Raw genomic sequence first — 14,738 nt, forward strand, 5'->3', positions numbered from 1 at the left:
GCAAATTGTGAATAAGCTGAAACAAGATTGAAGACATTGAATATTAAAATTATACGTGTACAATTTGTGCCGGATTGGCTCAACAAAACAGCAATCCGAAGTAGGCAGACCTGGAAGTTATCATGATCGTGCCCGACTGAATACCCGGCAGAGTGGACAAATACATACCACCAATACTCCCACCGCCGGTGGACGTGGGTGGGTTGGTACTTCCGGAGATACCTGGAAGAAGTTAGTGAGAACCCGAATTATGCGGGAACAGAAGAAAGCTATTGTACAATTGAATCAGACTTCAGCCTATTTCCGGGAGTACAGACAAGCCCTGCTCCTGTATACCTACAAATATGCCGGAGGGCCGTTCTTCAACAGCATAGATCTTCAACCGGTAACCTTCCCCGGTAACGTTAAGCCCGTTTTGAAGGCTGAACTTGTACTTGTGTAAGGGACATACAATATTGCCTTGCGCATCGAGAAAGCCTTGGGAGAAGGCACCGCTTGCATGCGGGCAACGGTTGGTACACGCATAAACCTTTCCATTCACCTTTGCAAGCAAAAGCTGCCGTTCACCAATAGAAAACACCGAAAGATTTTCGGTGTTCCAGTTGATAGCGGCGATGTTGTCGGCAACCTTATGCCAGTGTATTGCACCTGGTAACAATGGCCCCATTAATAGATGTATTCCGTTTTGTAGGGGTACCGGATCTGGTACATTTCCTTGACCTTGCTTAGGATCGTTTGGCGCAGTTCATCGATATTGTTTTTTTCAAGCGCAGAGATAAAGACACAATTACCCTGGGTAATGTTTTCCCATTTCTGTCTCAGGTCGTTCAGTATCTCGGTACGAACATCTGCTTCCAGCCATTCATCAAACGTATTCTTTTCATAAAGGTCCATCTTGTTGAACACGGTTAAAATGGGCTTTTCAAAAGCCTTCAGATCCTGGAGGGTTTTATTTACCACCCCGATCTGCTCCTCGTGTTGCGGATGCGAAACGTCGACTACATGCAACAGGATATCCGCCTCCCTTACCTCATCAAGCGTACTTTTAAAACTTTCTACAAGGTGGTGCGGTAGTTTCCTGATAAAACCAACCGTATCGCTTAACAGGAAAGGTGTATTTTCAAACACCACTTTTCGGGTTGTGGTGTCGAGGGTGGCGAAAAGTTTGTTTTCTGCGAACACTTCGCTTTTGCTTACCAGGTTCATTATGGTGCTTTTGCCCACGTTGGTATAGCCTACAAGCGCAACCCTGATAAATTCACCCCGGTCCTTACGTTGCGTGAACGACTGTTTGTCTATTTCTTTTAAACGCTTGCGCAGCAGGCTGATTTTTTCCTTAACAATACGACGGTCTGTTTCAATCTCCGTTTCACCCGGTCCTCTTGAACCGATACCACCTCCTTGTCGTTCCAGGTGACTCCACATGCCTTTGAGTCTGGGCAGGATGTACTGATACTGCGCAAGCTCAACCTGCACCTTTGCCTGGGCCGTTCTTGCACGGCTTGCGAAGATGTCGAGGATGAGGTCACTACGGTCGATTGTTCTTACACCCAGTGCTTTTTCAATATTGAGTATTTGTGAACCGGTAAGTTCATCATCAAAAATCACCAGGGTGATTTCTTCTGCTTCAACAAACTGTTTAATTTCTTCGAGTTTGCCTTTGCCAACGAAGGTTTTACTATCGGGGTGCGCCATCTTTTGGTAGAAGCGTTTTACCGCGATTGTACCCGCAGTCTCTGCAAGGAAGGCCAGTTCGTCGAGGTATTCCTGCACCTGCGCTTCCGTTTGATCCTTTTGAACAAGGCCAACAAGTATAGCGCGCTCCTCTTTTTGTATATTCTTTTTATCGATCAAAGCGTAAATTTTATTGAAGGTATCTTATAAACAAGAAAGCCATCGGCGCTAACCGATGGCTCCTTAAATCATATTTGTTCAAATTACAGGCCACTTATAGCTAAACCAATTGAATACGGCCTGATCACCGGACCAACACCATCTTTCAATATACCGGTAACGGTATAAGCGCCATGCAACGACACAATGCCATAGCCAATCCTTCCGGTAACAGACAACCTGGTACTATTAAAGAACTTTTTGCTACTCTCTTTAGCGATGTAATTGTTGAGCGAAGTTCCGTTTTTATCTTCCAGGGTTTTGCCCTTGGTATGCGCATTTAGCAAAGTCCCAATTTTTACACCTGCGGCAAGTTTGAAACTCTTGTTATCATCTTCGGGGTGTGTAGAATACCTTAACTCGATAGGTGCCTCCGCATATACGGTCGTCAACTTATATTTTTTAAAATGGTTTGCTGAGTCGAGATTTTGAAATGGTAGCCTGGCGCTGGTCGACTTAACGTCCACGTTTCTTCGCTCGAAAAACATGTTACTGCTACTTATACCTACCCCAAGTCCTACGCTGAAACGAGGATTATTCTTAAAAGGTTTATCCAACATCACATAGGCATTAAAGTGCCTTGAAAAGCCTTTTGGAGCAGTGCTGTCGGGATTACCTGACCACCTATCCAAGCCATATTGTACCATAAAGTGGTCGTTTGACCTGCTCGACAAGTCGATCTTTGTGGCATTTGCAGGGCTTGAAGTCGTTACATTGTTTGGTGACGAAATAATAACTTTTGTGGTATCGGTTACTTGGGCATGAATTGACTGGCAGGAGAGTATTATTAGAGCAGCTAATACAATTTTCTTCATATAATTTCTTGATGGGTAAAGCTGCGGGGAAGTAAGGTACTAACCTGCAAGCTGTTAAAGTGCGGCAAAAATAAAAGAATTGACTTCAGTAATAGGTTAAAATAAAGTCAAAACAACACTGCGATGATGCGCGGGTGAAATTATTTTTTTAAAAAACGAAATCGCAACAAAATGTGCTGATTAACGTTCAACAGCTAAATAATGAGTGCATTTGCTAAAGGGATAAATGCGAACGATGGTGATTGTTAACTGATTTCTTTTTAGCCTTCAACCTGCCGGTTTTCGGAGCCTTGTAACTGTAAACCATTTTATTAAATTTGTCGGAACCACCTAGTGCGCTGATTTAAATACCAACTATGAAAATTTTAGTGGCGGAAGATGAACCGTTCATGCTGATGCTGATTGTTGAACAGTTAAAAAAAGACGGGTACGAAGTAACGGGAACAGTAGACGGAAGAGAAGCCCTGAAAGCGCTTGAAACCAACCGCCCCGATTTGATTATTACCGATATCCTGATGCCATATACATCAGGTCTTGAACTGATTGGCATTGTAAAATCCACCTCTGCTTACAATATTCCCATCATTGTGCTATCAGGTCTTGATGAGGAAGCAACGGTTATGGAGGCCTTTCAGCTGGGCGCAGACGACTTCCTGACCAAACCTTTCAATTCGATGGAACTCTCGGTTCGTGTCAGAAGGCTGCTCCGCCTATTTGGAAACGGGCGATAGGTATATACAGCCGCTGTTCTCAACAATAGCTTATAAGGCGAATGGCTGCTTCCCTGCCAGCCGATGGTTGTGGGTATTATCTGCGGTCAAACAACTCAATTTTGGTAACATCAAACAGGGATATTTTAGGATTACAGGAGCATATCGCTAAAGTTATCTTGCATTTTCCTCTCCTTTAATGGCGTTGAATACGGTCATAAACATAATTCTCAGATCAAGCACCAGGCTCCACTGTTCCATATACCAAAGGTCGTGTTCAACCCGGTGTTGCATTTGAGCAAGATTACGCGTTTCACCCCTGAAGCCATTAACCTGGGCCCAACCTGTTATGCCTGGCTTTAAGAACTGCCGCACCATGTATTGGCCAATCAGTTTAGAATATTCATCCGTGTGCCTGAGCATATGCGGTCTTGGACCAACGATACTCATTTGCCCGCGAAATACGTTTAAAAATTGCGGGAACTCATCTATATTAGTTCGGCGCATAAATTTTCCCATCCTGGTTATCCTGCTGTCGTTTGCAGTTGCCTGAACAAGGTTAGCATGCTCATTTACCTTCATACTCCTGAACTTGAGACACCTGAAAACCCTGTTGTCTTTTCCTGTACGCTCCTGTATAAAAAAGATAGGTCCTTTTGACTCCAGCCATATTAGTAAACTGATGATGGGTAGCAGCCATGATAATATAAATATGATCACGAGTGAACTTACCAGTATATCAAACAAGCGTTTCTTTACCCTGTTACCCACTTCTTCCAGGGGCTCTTTGCGCATCATGATCACGGGAATTTCTTTCAGGTAATCGATGTGCATTTTCTTCTTCATGTAAATTTCAAGATCAGGTACAATCTTAAAACGGATACAATTTTCATCGGCAGTCTGCATAAGGTTGTAAATCGCCTCATTGTGTTCCGGTGCTATTGTGGAATAGATTTCAGTAATTCCGTGCGCCTTACAGGTTTCGATCGTTCGTTCGATGTTGCTAATAATTGGGTAGGCAGAAAGTTCATGTACGTTTTCCGGTTCTTCGCAAAAGCCAACGACTTCTTTCTTGATGGTATCTTCTTCGAGGTAGTTGACAAGTTTCTTTGAAAGGCTGTTGTAACCGATCACTGCCACCTTGATCAGGAAGTCCTGCTTCTTCAGGTATTGGACAATGCCCAGGTAAAGAAAGCGGTTAACCAGTAGTGCAATGGGAATGTTCACCAGTACAACCGTCAGAAAGACTCTTGAAAGATCCATGATCCTGAAAAAGAACAGGTACATTATCACAAGTAGTAAAAAGTACAGGTAGGCGCGTATCGTCATTTTTGTAAATGCTTCAAACGACGATACATATTTTTCGTGATACAGGTTTGTCAACAAAATGGTGCAGATCCAGGCTGCACTCATAAAAAAGCCGAGGTGAGCGTATGCTATGTCGTTCGTGATCAGCGACTGGCTTTCAAAGAAAAACTGTACAATAAAAAAGACGGCATTAAGGACAATAAAGTCGAGGAAGCCAAGGTAGAGTTGCAGAGACCTGAGGAAACGACTGTTCATAATAGTTTTTCGGAATTGAATATTTGGAGCCAATGATGGCGGTTAAAGGCAAGCGTTGGTTCAACATGCTCCGGGTTGGGGCGTTCTCTTTCGCCTTTTTTGCGGATTTGGTGTGCTTACGGGACTATGACGAGTTATTTATTGAATAGGTTGGATATGGATAAGATTTTTTGATGATCGCAGGTGTAGGAAGGATGCCTGGTTAGGCGATCAGGCGGTTGGAAGACACAAGCATGAATGCCTAGTCTATCCTGTTCTAAGCGGCAAAGGGTCTTAATAACTCGCTACAGCCCTTCTTGCTATTGAGCGATCTATTACCCGGGTGTTCATTACATACACTTCGCTTTCGTTTGCTTCAGCCACCAGCGAGCAGCCCAAGGAAGGCAGGGAAATTTTCAGCTGGCTGCAATTGGTATCTGATCCATCCTTCGCATTTGTACAGACCTCCGTGACGGACATTTTTTTTGATGCGTCAACCTGGATCTTCCGCACATCGATATTCTGGTGCTGTTGAGTGACCTGGCGCAGCATCTTGATTTCTGTATTGTTAATGATGGCCGGTTCACCTTGCCAATAGAACAAATTTCTCACTCCTTCAACCGCTTTGATATCGCGGTGATCCTGTGCACATGCATATACAAATACCATGTTTTCGAATAGGGGCTCAAGAGAAACTTTGTGTTTGTTACCCAGTTGCTGCACCTTTTTACCAACGGGGTAAAAGGTTTCGAAATTCTTTTTGCTTAACAAGGTGCAAACTCTTGTTTCAGATTTGTTGTACGTGCTGATTGCATACCAATGCTTTGATGAACCGTCCATATTATGTGATTGAAAACTTTAGTAAAACCGGTTATTACAGGCTTGAACCTGCAGGCGACACGATAGCACCTGGAAAGCGAGTTGAAACCCTGGTTAGGCTTTTTATGTCGAATAATGGTTGATCCGTTTAGCGGTCAGCTGTTACTACATTGTGTTTCGCTCAAACTTCCCGTTTATGGAGTGGTATCAAGGTGGGAAAAGTTGCACAGGGCAGGGAAATATTCTAAAATTGGGTAGTGGGGTAGTGAGGTATTTAGGTATTGGGTATTGAGGTAATGGGTATTAAGGTATTGAGGTGTTGAGGTTATGTGGTATTGGGTATTGAGGTATTCAGGTTTAGTATTAGGGTATCGCCCTCGCAGGTTTTGTCACCTCACGCCCTTGCAGGTGTTGTCACCTGCAAATGTTATGTCGCAGGAATCTTTTAAGCCACCCATAGGTGTTGTCACCTGCGAACTATGATTGGAATCGAATGCCCTGGCAGGTGCTGTCACCTGCAAATGTTATGTCGCAGGAAGCTGAGCGCCCTCGTAGTTGTTATCACCTCACGCGCCCGCAGGTGTTGTCACCTGCGAACTATGTTGGTAAGAATCGGTAGGCCCTTGCAGGTGTTGTCACCTGCAAGGGTTGTTCAGGGGGAAGCATGAAATGGTGATTTATTGCTGCTGGTCTTCTTTCTTTTCTTCTTTCAACTTTTCCTCGGCTTTCTCGAGGTCAGCCTTCTCTGCCTGTTTTGTCTTATTTAAAGCAGCAGACGCCGGGTTGTAGGTCAATCGGGTAAAAATGGGGAAATGATCGGATCCGATTTTAGGGAGCCTTTTAATGTCGTTTAAGGTAAACTCTTTTGAAGCAAAGAAGTGGTCGAGCGGCCAGCGAAAAATGGGGTACTTCGCATTGAACGTACTAAACAGGCCACGCCCAACCCGGGGATCGTTGCACTGGCTGATTTCGCCAAACAACTTGGTTGTCGACGACCAGGCCACATCATTAAGATCGCCGGCAACTAGCACGGGTAACTTCTCCTTTGCGATGTCTTTTGCAACAATAACCAATTCTGCATCCCGGTCTTTGGTCGACTTCGAAGGGCCGGGTGGTTCCGGGTGGATGCAATACAAGCGCACCGGCTGACCACTTGGCAGCGTAACAATGGTGTGAATGGAAGGTATATCCGGTTCCACAAGAAATTTCACCTTGGTTTGGGACAGCGGCAATTTACTGTAGAGACACATGCCATAAGTATTGGGTAAGGGTACCTCCACTTTGTATGGATAGTCTGCATACAGGGGAGCTGTGCCCTTCCGCCAGAACTCGTCGTTTTCCGCCATCAAAACCAGGTCTGCATCTACTTCTTTAGCAAGGTTGATGAAAGCAGTGGTGTTCTGGTTGTACATGTAAACGTTGTAGAAAAGGATCGATATCTCCTGATCCTTTATCCTGGTTTTGGTATCAACGATTTCAGGCTTCCAAACAAATGTATAGGGTAAAAACTTGGTTAGCTGGTACACGGTAGCGGCCACAACGGCAACAATCAGCCACATGTGTTGGCTGGCATGTCGGTGAAAAAAAGCCCATCCAACCAGTGTAATGCCCATAAGCACCGCAATCTGCAACCGCGGGTACGACCACATCCTGATCAATCCGTACTGTAATGGTATTAAAGGGAGGAGGGTAAGCAGGAGGCCGAATAACGAAAAGCCAATAAGAACTTTTTTCATGCAGATAGATGGTGAGGAAGCTAAGATAGTATGTTAATAATGAACCGTAAAGTATGAATCCCTTGTGTATCAAGGCTGCTGGAGTATTCCGCTCAATAGAATTAACCCAGGTACAAGAGTGCGACGCAAGGATGCTTCATAGTAATTCATTCGCCGGGTCCAAAAAAAACAAGTTTGTTGTAATGAGCTGGTGCATTTTCTTGAGCATCGCTCCTGGCCGGGCTGACCCATTCGAAATAGCATCACTCCTTCGTGACCCCAAGTTTATCGCAGAGGGGGTTGCTTCACGGCTAAAGTGGATTACGTTCAACCACCATGGTGTAGTGGTTTTGGGCATGCAACAGATCGGGCGAAGCGTGGGGCCATGCATTTGGAAATTTAATGTTGCGCTGTGATGATCACCCCCGAATGGTATTGACCTCATTCAATACAAACTGTCCATCCTGGTAAATGATCCGCTCTGTTCCGTTCTGCAGCGTGGCTGTGACCGTTCTGTTGCTGGTACTAATGATATCGGTATGTACTTTCGGACAGCTGTTGTACCCCATGCCGGCCCATTGCTCGTCGGACACGGCAGAGAGATCCCCGGGGAAGGTGTCTTTGTAGGCATTGCCAAGTGCAATGTGGGTGTTGCCAAATTCGCCACCCATGTTTTCGTCGAACAGGGTGGTGGCCATAAACCGGGTGATGCGCGAATGACGTCTATCGGTCAGTGAAAATTCGCCCACCTTGTCGGCATTTTCCTGGGCGATCATCTCCTTTAGTGCGTCTTCATTTTCCGTGGCAGCCGAAGCAACAACGACCCCGTTCTCAAATTGAAGCGACACCCCGGTAATACGTTTGCCCGAATAGTATAGCGGCTGGTTAAAGCTGATCGAGCCATTGGTGCCCCTCCAGTCAGGCGAAGTAAATATCTCGAAACTTGGAATATTTTTTCCACCCCCGCTCAGCCACTTGCGGTTTGGTCCGAGCTGTATATGCAGGTCAACGTCATCACCCTTGATATGTAGCTTTTCGATCGCCAGGTTATCTAGTTGATCCTTTATTTGCTCGATCTCCTGTTGCACAGATTTCCATTTTGAAACCGGGTCATGCTCCCGCAGGTAACAGGCTTCGATAATCTGTTCCCAATAAGCTTCTAAAGTTAATCCGGCTTCCTCGGCCATGGATTGGGTGCCATAGAGGCAAAGCGACCACGACAGTTTTCCTGCCTGTTCTTTTTCTTCGCGCATTTTCATGTAAGGCGCCCTTGCACTGTTCATCATGCTGATCTTCGACGAGGGTATACCTTCGAGGTAATGGATATCGGGCTCTGAGATGATAAAGAGGATATGATCTGCAGCGTCGACAATTCCTTTCCAGTAAGGTTGTGCAAAAAAGCCGATTTGTTCATCACTACCATTTTGCAGCAGAAAGCGCGGCAAGCTATTATCCTTAGTATTGTCGGGTATATAGTTGTTGATTACGTTGCCACCAGCAGTGTAAATCTCCCGTGCGATTGCCAGGTAAAGTGGTTTGGTGTTTTCTTGTCCAACCAGGAAAACCGTATCACCCTTTTTTATTCCCTGCCCGTTGTTTAAAGCATAGTGTACCATCACCTGCGCATAATTGGCCATCAGGTGTTCATCTGGAGTTATCATATTGGTGATTTAAGCGGACGAAGTTACAGGCTTTGGCTAAAGGAAAGTGATGAAGCAACCCCGCAGCCCGGGTTATTTAGCTGCGTTGACCAGGTAAAAACATCTAAAGGGTTATTATTTCACCCTTGATTTACTGACCTGGCAAAAGGACAGTGCATGGCACATCTTTTTAATACGTACTTACTAAAACCATCCATCATGCCAAACCAAGCAAATAAAAGCACAGACAAATCCGGCATCGTACAAAAAAAGAAAAGTCCGACTGTGCCGCCAAAGAAAGCTGGTACCGAAAGCGGGAACAAACAAAGTAAGAAAACCGGCAATGCGCAGAAGGGCGAGGCGGAAGGTTCGGGAAAGTAGCCCTCAAATAGGATTATCCGGCCGGATCCGTGTTTATGAGCAGAAGCAACCTCATCACCAGCGTCGCAAAAGAGTTGCGGCGCTGGTCTCTTCATAGGTTGCCTGATTCCGTATTCAGCAAAGATTTAGCCTCCATTACACGGGTGATCGTATAGTAGATTATAGTTCGGCTTATTTATCTCAGAATAGTTGAAGCGATCTGCGCAGGTGGGAGCTCCCCCGATGCGCATAATAGCAGGCTTTTGGCAGCGCAGGTGGCATTGCAAAGGAGACCACTTAGTAAACAAGCTCCAAAGAAATAGTGTGATGGCCAGGCAAGTAGCCGGTAAAAAAGTTTTTAATCCGGGCACTTTCTTTTTATCGCGCTGTTGCCTACCTTACCAGTTCTATGGAACAATCAATTAACGCACAGCAATATCCGACCGTCGGAATTCGCCTTAAAGTTTTTTTGCAGGCTTGTTATAACCCGGCAACCCATAAAATGCACACAGAGCTGCATAATAATGCCGGCCTTCCCGCGAAGCAACCATACTCGGGCAGTCCCTGGTTTTACAATGGCAGTGAAGTACTCGATTTGAACGATCCTGAAATCGTGGACTGGATGCTTGTAGAATTGTATGCAGGTGGCTTTCTGCGCGGGCAGGCAGCTGGACTGCTTCGAAGCGACGGCAACCTGGTGAATACCGGTGGCAACCCGGTTGTACATATTGTCGTGGATAAGGAGGTCGCCAATACGGCAGTTTCCGATCTTAACCCGCTTCCTCCCGACACCTACTACCTGGTGGTACGCCATCGTAATCACCTTCCCGTTCGCACGAAATACCCCATTAAATTTGCCGATTACCAGGGCGAAGCCGTGGTTAATTTGTCGTTTGATGCGGGCAATTGTTTCAGCAACCAGGATTATACCTCGACCGTACAAATTGGTTCAACCTGGTGCCTGCGGGCAGGTGATGTAAACTCCGACGGGCAGGTAAAAGTGAATGGCGCCAATAACGATCAGAATGCTTTGGTAAACGATCCTGCACTAAACGGCTTGCTCTCCTCGGTGCTACAAGACCAATACAAAACGCAGGACGTGAATATGGATGGACTGCTAAAACAAAGCGGTCCAAAAAATGACCTTGACTTTTTGGCAAATAAGGTATTAGGAGGAAGCTTGAGTATGGTGTACAAGGCACAGCTGTAAGAGCGATGTCGAAGGATTAAGGGAGCATAGAAGGGGCATCGCCTCTTGTATCCAAAATGCTCAAAGTTTGTTGATCCTCATCTGGCCACCTCAACGATCCAGATTGCTTTATGACGTTGAGCCAGGAAGACTGAAATTTTGCCTGATTGCTCTTAGATTTGATTCTTTTTTATCCTTGATTAATTAATAAATGAACAGGAACGCTTTTTACGGCGTTCCTGTTCATTTATACAAGGCCGTGGGTTGTTCCTGTACGTTGATGCGTATACCCAAGCCTGTTTTATCGTCTTAATCTTTTAGGTGCCTCTGCAGTTCCGTGGCTAAAGGCAAGTGCTTCAAAATATGTACGAGACAGTAATGTAAAACATATCCGATCGCATTACCTGAACATGATCTTATTTGATTGCGCCGATAAAGATTTACTAACTTGTCTGAACGCCATTTCCGTTGGACATACTTTGCTTGAGGGCACAGTTAGCAAGGAGGAGCACAACTTTGCGATGGTAAAGATGTTGAGGCATACGCTGCAAACACAGGTGTTTCATCGATTGTTGTCGTTATAGGAGCCCACGTAAATAAGTATTGTAGTTTTTATCAAATTAAAAAAGGGATGCCAATTAAATCTGCATTGATTGTGGGCTGTTTCAACCAGGGAGCCATTGAAAATATTTATGCACAAGAGTTCAGGGCATTGGGAATAACAATCGACACCTATGACATTTATGAAGCATATTGGTCGCTACTCCGGAGAAGTATTGCGGACCGTATTTGGAATAAAGTTTCTCCCGAAATGTATTATGGGGATGTCAATAGGGACATCTTGTTGTTTATAGAAAAGAAAAGATTTGATTTAATATTAGTGTTCAAGGGAATGACGCTTTTTCCTGAAACGATTTTGCAATTAAAAGCTTGTACTTCCATACTTGCCAACTACAATCCCGACCATCCATTTCAGTTCTTTACAGCAACAAGCGGCAACAGGAATGTTGTTGATAGCATAAGTTACTACGACATATATTTTAGTTATGCAAAGTCGATAGTAGAACAGATTAAAAACAAGTTTGAAATACCGGCATACTGCATCCCATTTGGATATGATCGAAACATTTGTTCTACCAACAACCTGGGTAAGCATTGTTATTCGGGAAAGATGTTATTTATAGGAGCATATGACTACGAGCGGTCGAAGTATCTGAGCAAAGTAGCCGGGCATGGAGTAAATATATATGGGGAGCATAAGTGGAGATCCCGGACTTATTTGTTTCCTGCCGTCAGGGCGGCTTATCAAAATAGCCCACTTTACGGTGAGGATTATGCTACTGCAATACGTTCGTCAAACGGCATCATCAACCTGTTACGTAAGCAGAATTTAATAGAGGGATCTCACAACATGAAGACTTTTGAAGTGCCGGGGTACGGTGGGCTTTTACTCTCTCAAAGAACCCACGAACAATGCGCGTATTTTGAGGAGAACACCGAGGCTTTTTACTTTGATTCTGTGGAGGAGTTGAAATCAAAAATCGATTATTTAAATAGAAACCCAATAGTGGTGCAGCGTGTTAAAAGTGCCGCCTACAAAAGAAGTACCGGCGAAAAATATAGTTACTACGACAGGTGTAAACAGATGATCGACATCTTTGAGCGATAGTACTTGCCGATGACAACAAATAGAAGTTCGGGTAATCATTAAAAAAGGTATTTCCGTAGACTGTAAGTCCGCCTTTATTCATCTAGTTGATGGCGTAACACTACTGTCCATCTTGTGCGACAAACAGGGGTCTGTTCAGCTTGAAATAAGTAATGCCGCCGTCGTCCATCCAGTGACGCATCCCCAATCTTTCCATCACCCGGAAAGAGGCCTTGTTAGGAACATCCGCCGCAGCAACAATTTCACTAAAATCCAATTGTTCAAATCCATATTCAATTACTGCCTTAGATGCCTCGGTTGCCAGGCCAATATTCCAGAATTCCGGTAATAGGCCGTAATTCAATTGAAGCGGATATGCAAGGTGTTCAAATCGCCAAAATCCGCAGAAGCCTATAATTGAATTCTGCGCTCGCATGTGTATTGCCCAAAGCCCATACCCGTGATCTTCAAAGGACCGCTGACTGGTAAGGATGGCATCATGTACCCATTCCGGTTGAACAATAGTGTCGTCCAAAAGGTATTGTCGCACCGAAGGATGGGTAAATAGATGATACAATTCATCGAACATCGCTGGTGTAAACGGAACTAAATGGAGGCGGGTTGTTTGGATAGATGGTGAGGGCATAGGACAGGAGATTGATCTCATTTAGTTGCGATTTCAGCCGGGCAGTATTCAAAAAGCAAGAGGCAAGTATTCCCTGGTGAAATACTTATTTACAAAAGGGATTGTTCCAAATAACATTACCAAATGATAATTGCATTTAATCGGCATTAAGCTCCAACAAATGGTAAGTTATTGATTGATTAATTAGATAGCATTGTTGATCGTTAATCGTTACCAGTGAAACAAGCGGTGGATGTAGTTTAAAAACCAGCTATCAGTTTCTTTATTTCAACAATTGCTACGCGGTGTAATTCTGTTGGCGAAAGCAATATAACCTTCGGATTCTATTAAATCGAGACCTCTTTTTCCACCAATACTTTCGCTGTTCCCCGGATTTCATCCGCGGCTATTGAAGTGCAACCCCTTCAGGGTTGGGTGTGATTGGTTCATAAACCCAACACATTAGCATGCAGGTTTAGCATTCAATATAACACGATAACTTATAACGCTCAAATCTTGACTGATTAACCCTTGTTCCTTCTACGCCTTTATTTCAACCCCTTCCCCGTTGTAAAAATCGTCTTGCTCCTTTCCCCGGAATTCAGCCGGGGCTATTCAAATTCAACCCCTTCAGGGTTGGGTGCTTTTGATTCATAAACCGAACACATTAGCCTTCACTGCTTAACATTCAACGTAATTGCAGCTCATGTCTCATTTCTCTTCGGAGGCCCCATACAACATTCAACATCCAACATCCAACATAGAAACCAGACTCATAACTTAAGCTTCTCCCCATACAACATTCAACATAAACTAACGCTCTTGCATTTCTCAGCCCTTTTTGTATTTTACTATACACCACCAAACCCTTGTGTATGCTTCCTGCCAACAGACACCTCCTTCCTGTTCTCGGCATCGACATACACATTGTTTTGATCGGGGGTGTACCTGTTCCGGTTCCCCATCCCTTTATCGGGCTGGTGCTGGATATCTCTGATTACATTCCTTTTATCGGTTCAACCATCAACGTCAATGGCCTGCCCAGGGGTAACTCCTCGGTTAATGGTATGCTTGCACTTCGTGCGCATATACCCATGGGCGGGCCCTTTGCAATGCCCTTTCTGATCGGACATGATTCGGTAAACTTCTTTGGCAGCCTGACGGTAAAGGCGCAGGATGCCCTCTTTAGTGCTGCGGGCTATATGGTGATGAGTTGCAGCGATATTGGTCTGCCCCTTACGGTATCTCCAGGCAAGAAGCTATGGAACCTTGTGCCCCACTTGTACCTGCCGACGTCTACGGTCATCCCCATTCCTGCAGGTAATCCCGTAATGGTAGGCGGACCCTATGTGCCCGACTTTGAAAGTATGCAGCGAGCGCTTGCGATGTCCTTCGGCTTTGGTGCACTGCTTAAAGGTGCAGGCAGGGCACTAAACCGGATCAGCCGGAGGTTCAACTGCACCCGCGGACTTGCCGATCACCTGTGCAAAACGGGCTTTGAACCCGTTGACCTGGTTACCGGAAGGGTGATCTATGAGGGTACCGACTTTGAGCTTGCAGGACCCCTGCCGGTAAGCTGGCAAAGAAGCTGGTACTCCGACTCGGGCTATGAAGGACCAATGGGCCATGGTACCCACTGCTGCTACGACCTGTCGCTGGTTGTAGACGAAGTTGAACAACAGGTCGCAGTGGTACTCCCAGATGGCAGAGAAACGGCTTTCCCGCTGATCCCCGATGGACAAAGCACTTACAACCGCCCTGAAAAACTTACCCTCACCCGCC

General features: G+C 45.1%; 13 protein-coding genes. 5 read left to right on the plus strand and 8 right to left on the minus strand.

Annotated elements, in window-relative coordinates; translation table 11 throughout:
* Nucleotides 1-292: 292 nt before the first annotated feature.
* The 3 genes from EXU57_RS21495 to EXU57_RS21505 form a co-directional block, all read right to left on the minus strand.
* The gene (locus tag EXU57_RS21495) at nucleotides 293-667 is read right to left on the minus strand and encodes a Rieske (2Fe-2S) protein (RefSeq protein ID WP_133270325.1); all 375 of its coding nucleotides are present in this window, start codon (nucleotides 665-667) and stop codon (nucleotides 293-295) included.
* Entirely contained in the window at nucleotides 667-1,854 is a 1,188-nt protein-coding gene (gene hflX / locus EXU57_RS21500) for a GTPase HflX (protein WP_133270326.1), read from the minus strand. Before hflX ends, EXU57_RS21495 begins: the two co-directional genes overlap by 1 nt.
* An 83-nt stretch (nucleotides 1,855-1,937) precedes the next feature.
* Nucleotides 1,938-2,708 carry an outer membrane beta-barrel protein gene (locus EXU57_RS21505; RefSeq protein WP_133270327.1) on the minus strand — a complete coding sequence of 257 codons (771 nt, stop codon included), beginning with the start codon at nucleotides 2,706-2,708 and terminating at the stop codon, nucleotides 1,938-1,940.
* A 356-nt stretch (nucleotides 2,709-3,064) separates the two neighbouring features.
* Between EXU57_RS21505 and EXU57_RS21510 the strand changes: the two genes are divergently transcribed.
* Nucleotides 3,065-3,439: a PleD family two-component system response regulator gene (locus EXU57_RS21510; protein WP_133270328.1), complete on the plus strand. Its 375-nt coding sequence runs from the start codon at nucleotides 3,065-3,067 to the stop codon at nucleotides 3,437-3,439.
* A 153-nt stretch (nucleotides 3,440-3,592) separates the two neighbouring features.
* Here EXU57_RS21510 and EXU57_RS21515 read toward each other — a convergent pair whose 3' ends face one another.
* From EXU57_RS21515 to EXU57_RS21530, 4 genes are all read right to left on the minus strand, one after another.
* Entirely contained in the window at nucleotides 3,593-4,981 is a 1,389-nt protein-coding gene (locus EXU57_RS21515; RefSeq protein WP_133270329.1) for an undecaprenyl-phosphate glucose phosphotransferase, read from the minus strand.
* A 273-nt stretch (nucleotides 4,982-5,254) separates the two neighbouring features.
* Complete coding sequence (locus tag EXU57_RS21520; protein WP_133270330.1) at nucleotides 5,255-5,800, minus strand: UpxY family transcription antiterminator; 546 nt, start codon at nucleotides 5,798-5,800, stop codon at nucleotides 5,255-5,257.
* A 656-nt stretch (nucleotides 5,801-6,456) separates the two neighbouring features.
* Nucleotides 6,457-7,515: an endonuclease/exonuclease/phosphatase family protein gene (locus tag EXU57_RS21525; protein WP_133270331.1), complete on the minus strand. Its 1,059-nt coding sequence runs from the start codon at nucleotides 7,513-7,515 to the stop codon at nucleotides 6,457-6,459.
* Between the two features lie 398 nt (nucleotides 7,516-7,913).
* Complete coding sequence (locus tag EXU57_RS21530) at nucleotides 7,914-9,155, minus strand: aminopeptidase (RefSeq protein WP_243745683.1); 1,242 nt, start codon at nucleotides 9,153-9,155, stop codon at nucleotides 7,914-7,916.
* A gap of 198 nt (nucleotides 9,156-9,353) precedes the next feature.
* On the opposite strand from EXU57_RS21530, the gene EXU57_RS25230 reads away from it, so the two are divergent.
* From EXU57_RS25230 to EXU57_RS21540, 3 genes are all read left to right on the plus strand, one after another.
* Complete coding sequence (locus tag EXU57_RS25230; protein ID WP_165958235.1) at nucleotides 9,354-9,515, plus strand: hypothetical protein; 162 nt, start codon at nucleotides 9,354-9,356, stop codon at nucleotides 9,513-9,515.
* 481 nt (nucleotides 9,516-9,996) lie between these two features.
* Nucleotides 9,997-10,704: a hypothetical protein gene (locus EXU57_RS21535; RefSeq protein WP_133270332.1), complete on the plus strand. Its 708-nt coding sequence runs from the start codon at nucleotides 9,997-9,999 to the stop codon at nucleotides 10,702-10,704.
* A 610-nt stretch (nucleotides 10,705-11,314) separates the two neighbouring features.
* Nucleotides 11,315-12,352, plus strand: a complete 1,038-nt coding sequence (locus EXU57_RS21540) for a glycosyltransferase (RefSeq protein ID WP_133270333.1) — start codon at nucleotides 11,315-11,317, stop codon at nucleotides 12,350-12,352.
* A gap of 100 nt (nucleotides 12,353-12,452) precedes the next feature.
* Here EXU57_RS21540 and EXU57_RS21545 read toward each other — a convergent pair whose 3' ends face one another.
* A complete protein-coding gene (locus EXU57_RS21545) occupies nucleotides 12,453-12,998 on the minus strand; it encodes a GNAT family N-acetyltransferase (RefSeq protein WP_133270334.1) in 546 nt (181 codons plus the stop codon).
* A gap of 833 nt (nucleotides 12,999-13,831) precedes the next feature.
* Here EXU57_RS21545 and EXU57_RS21550 point away from each other — a divergent pair.
* Nucleotides 13,832-14,738 (plus strand): DUF6531 domain-containing protein (locus tag EXU57_RS21550; RefSeq protein WP_243745684.1); only part of this gene is annotated, 907 nt, incomplete at its 3' end.

Source organism: Segetibacter sp. 3557_3, from assembly GCF_004354985.1.
Taxonomy (GTDB): domain Bacteria; phylum Bacteroidota; class Bacteroidia; order Chitinophagales; family Chitinophagaceae; genus Segetibacter.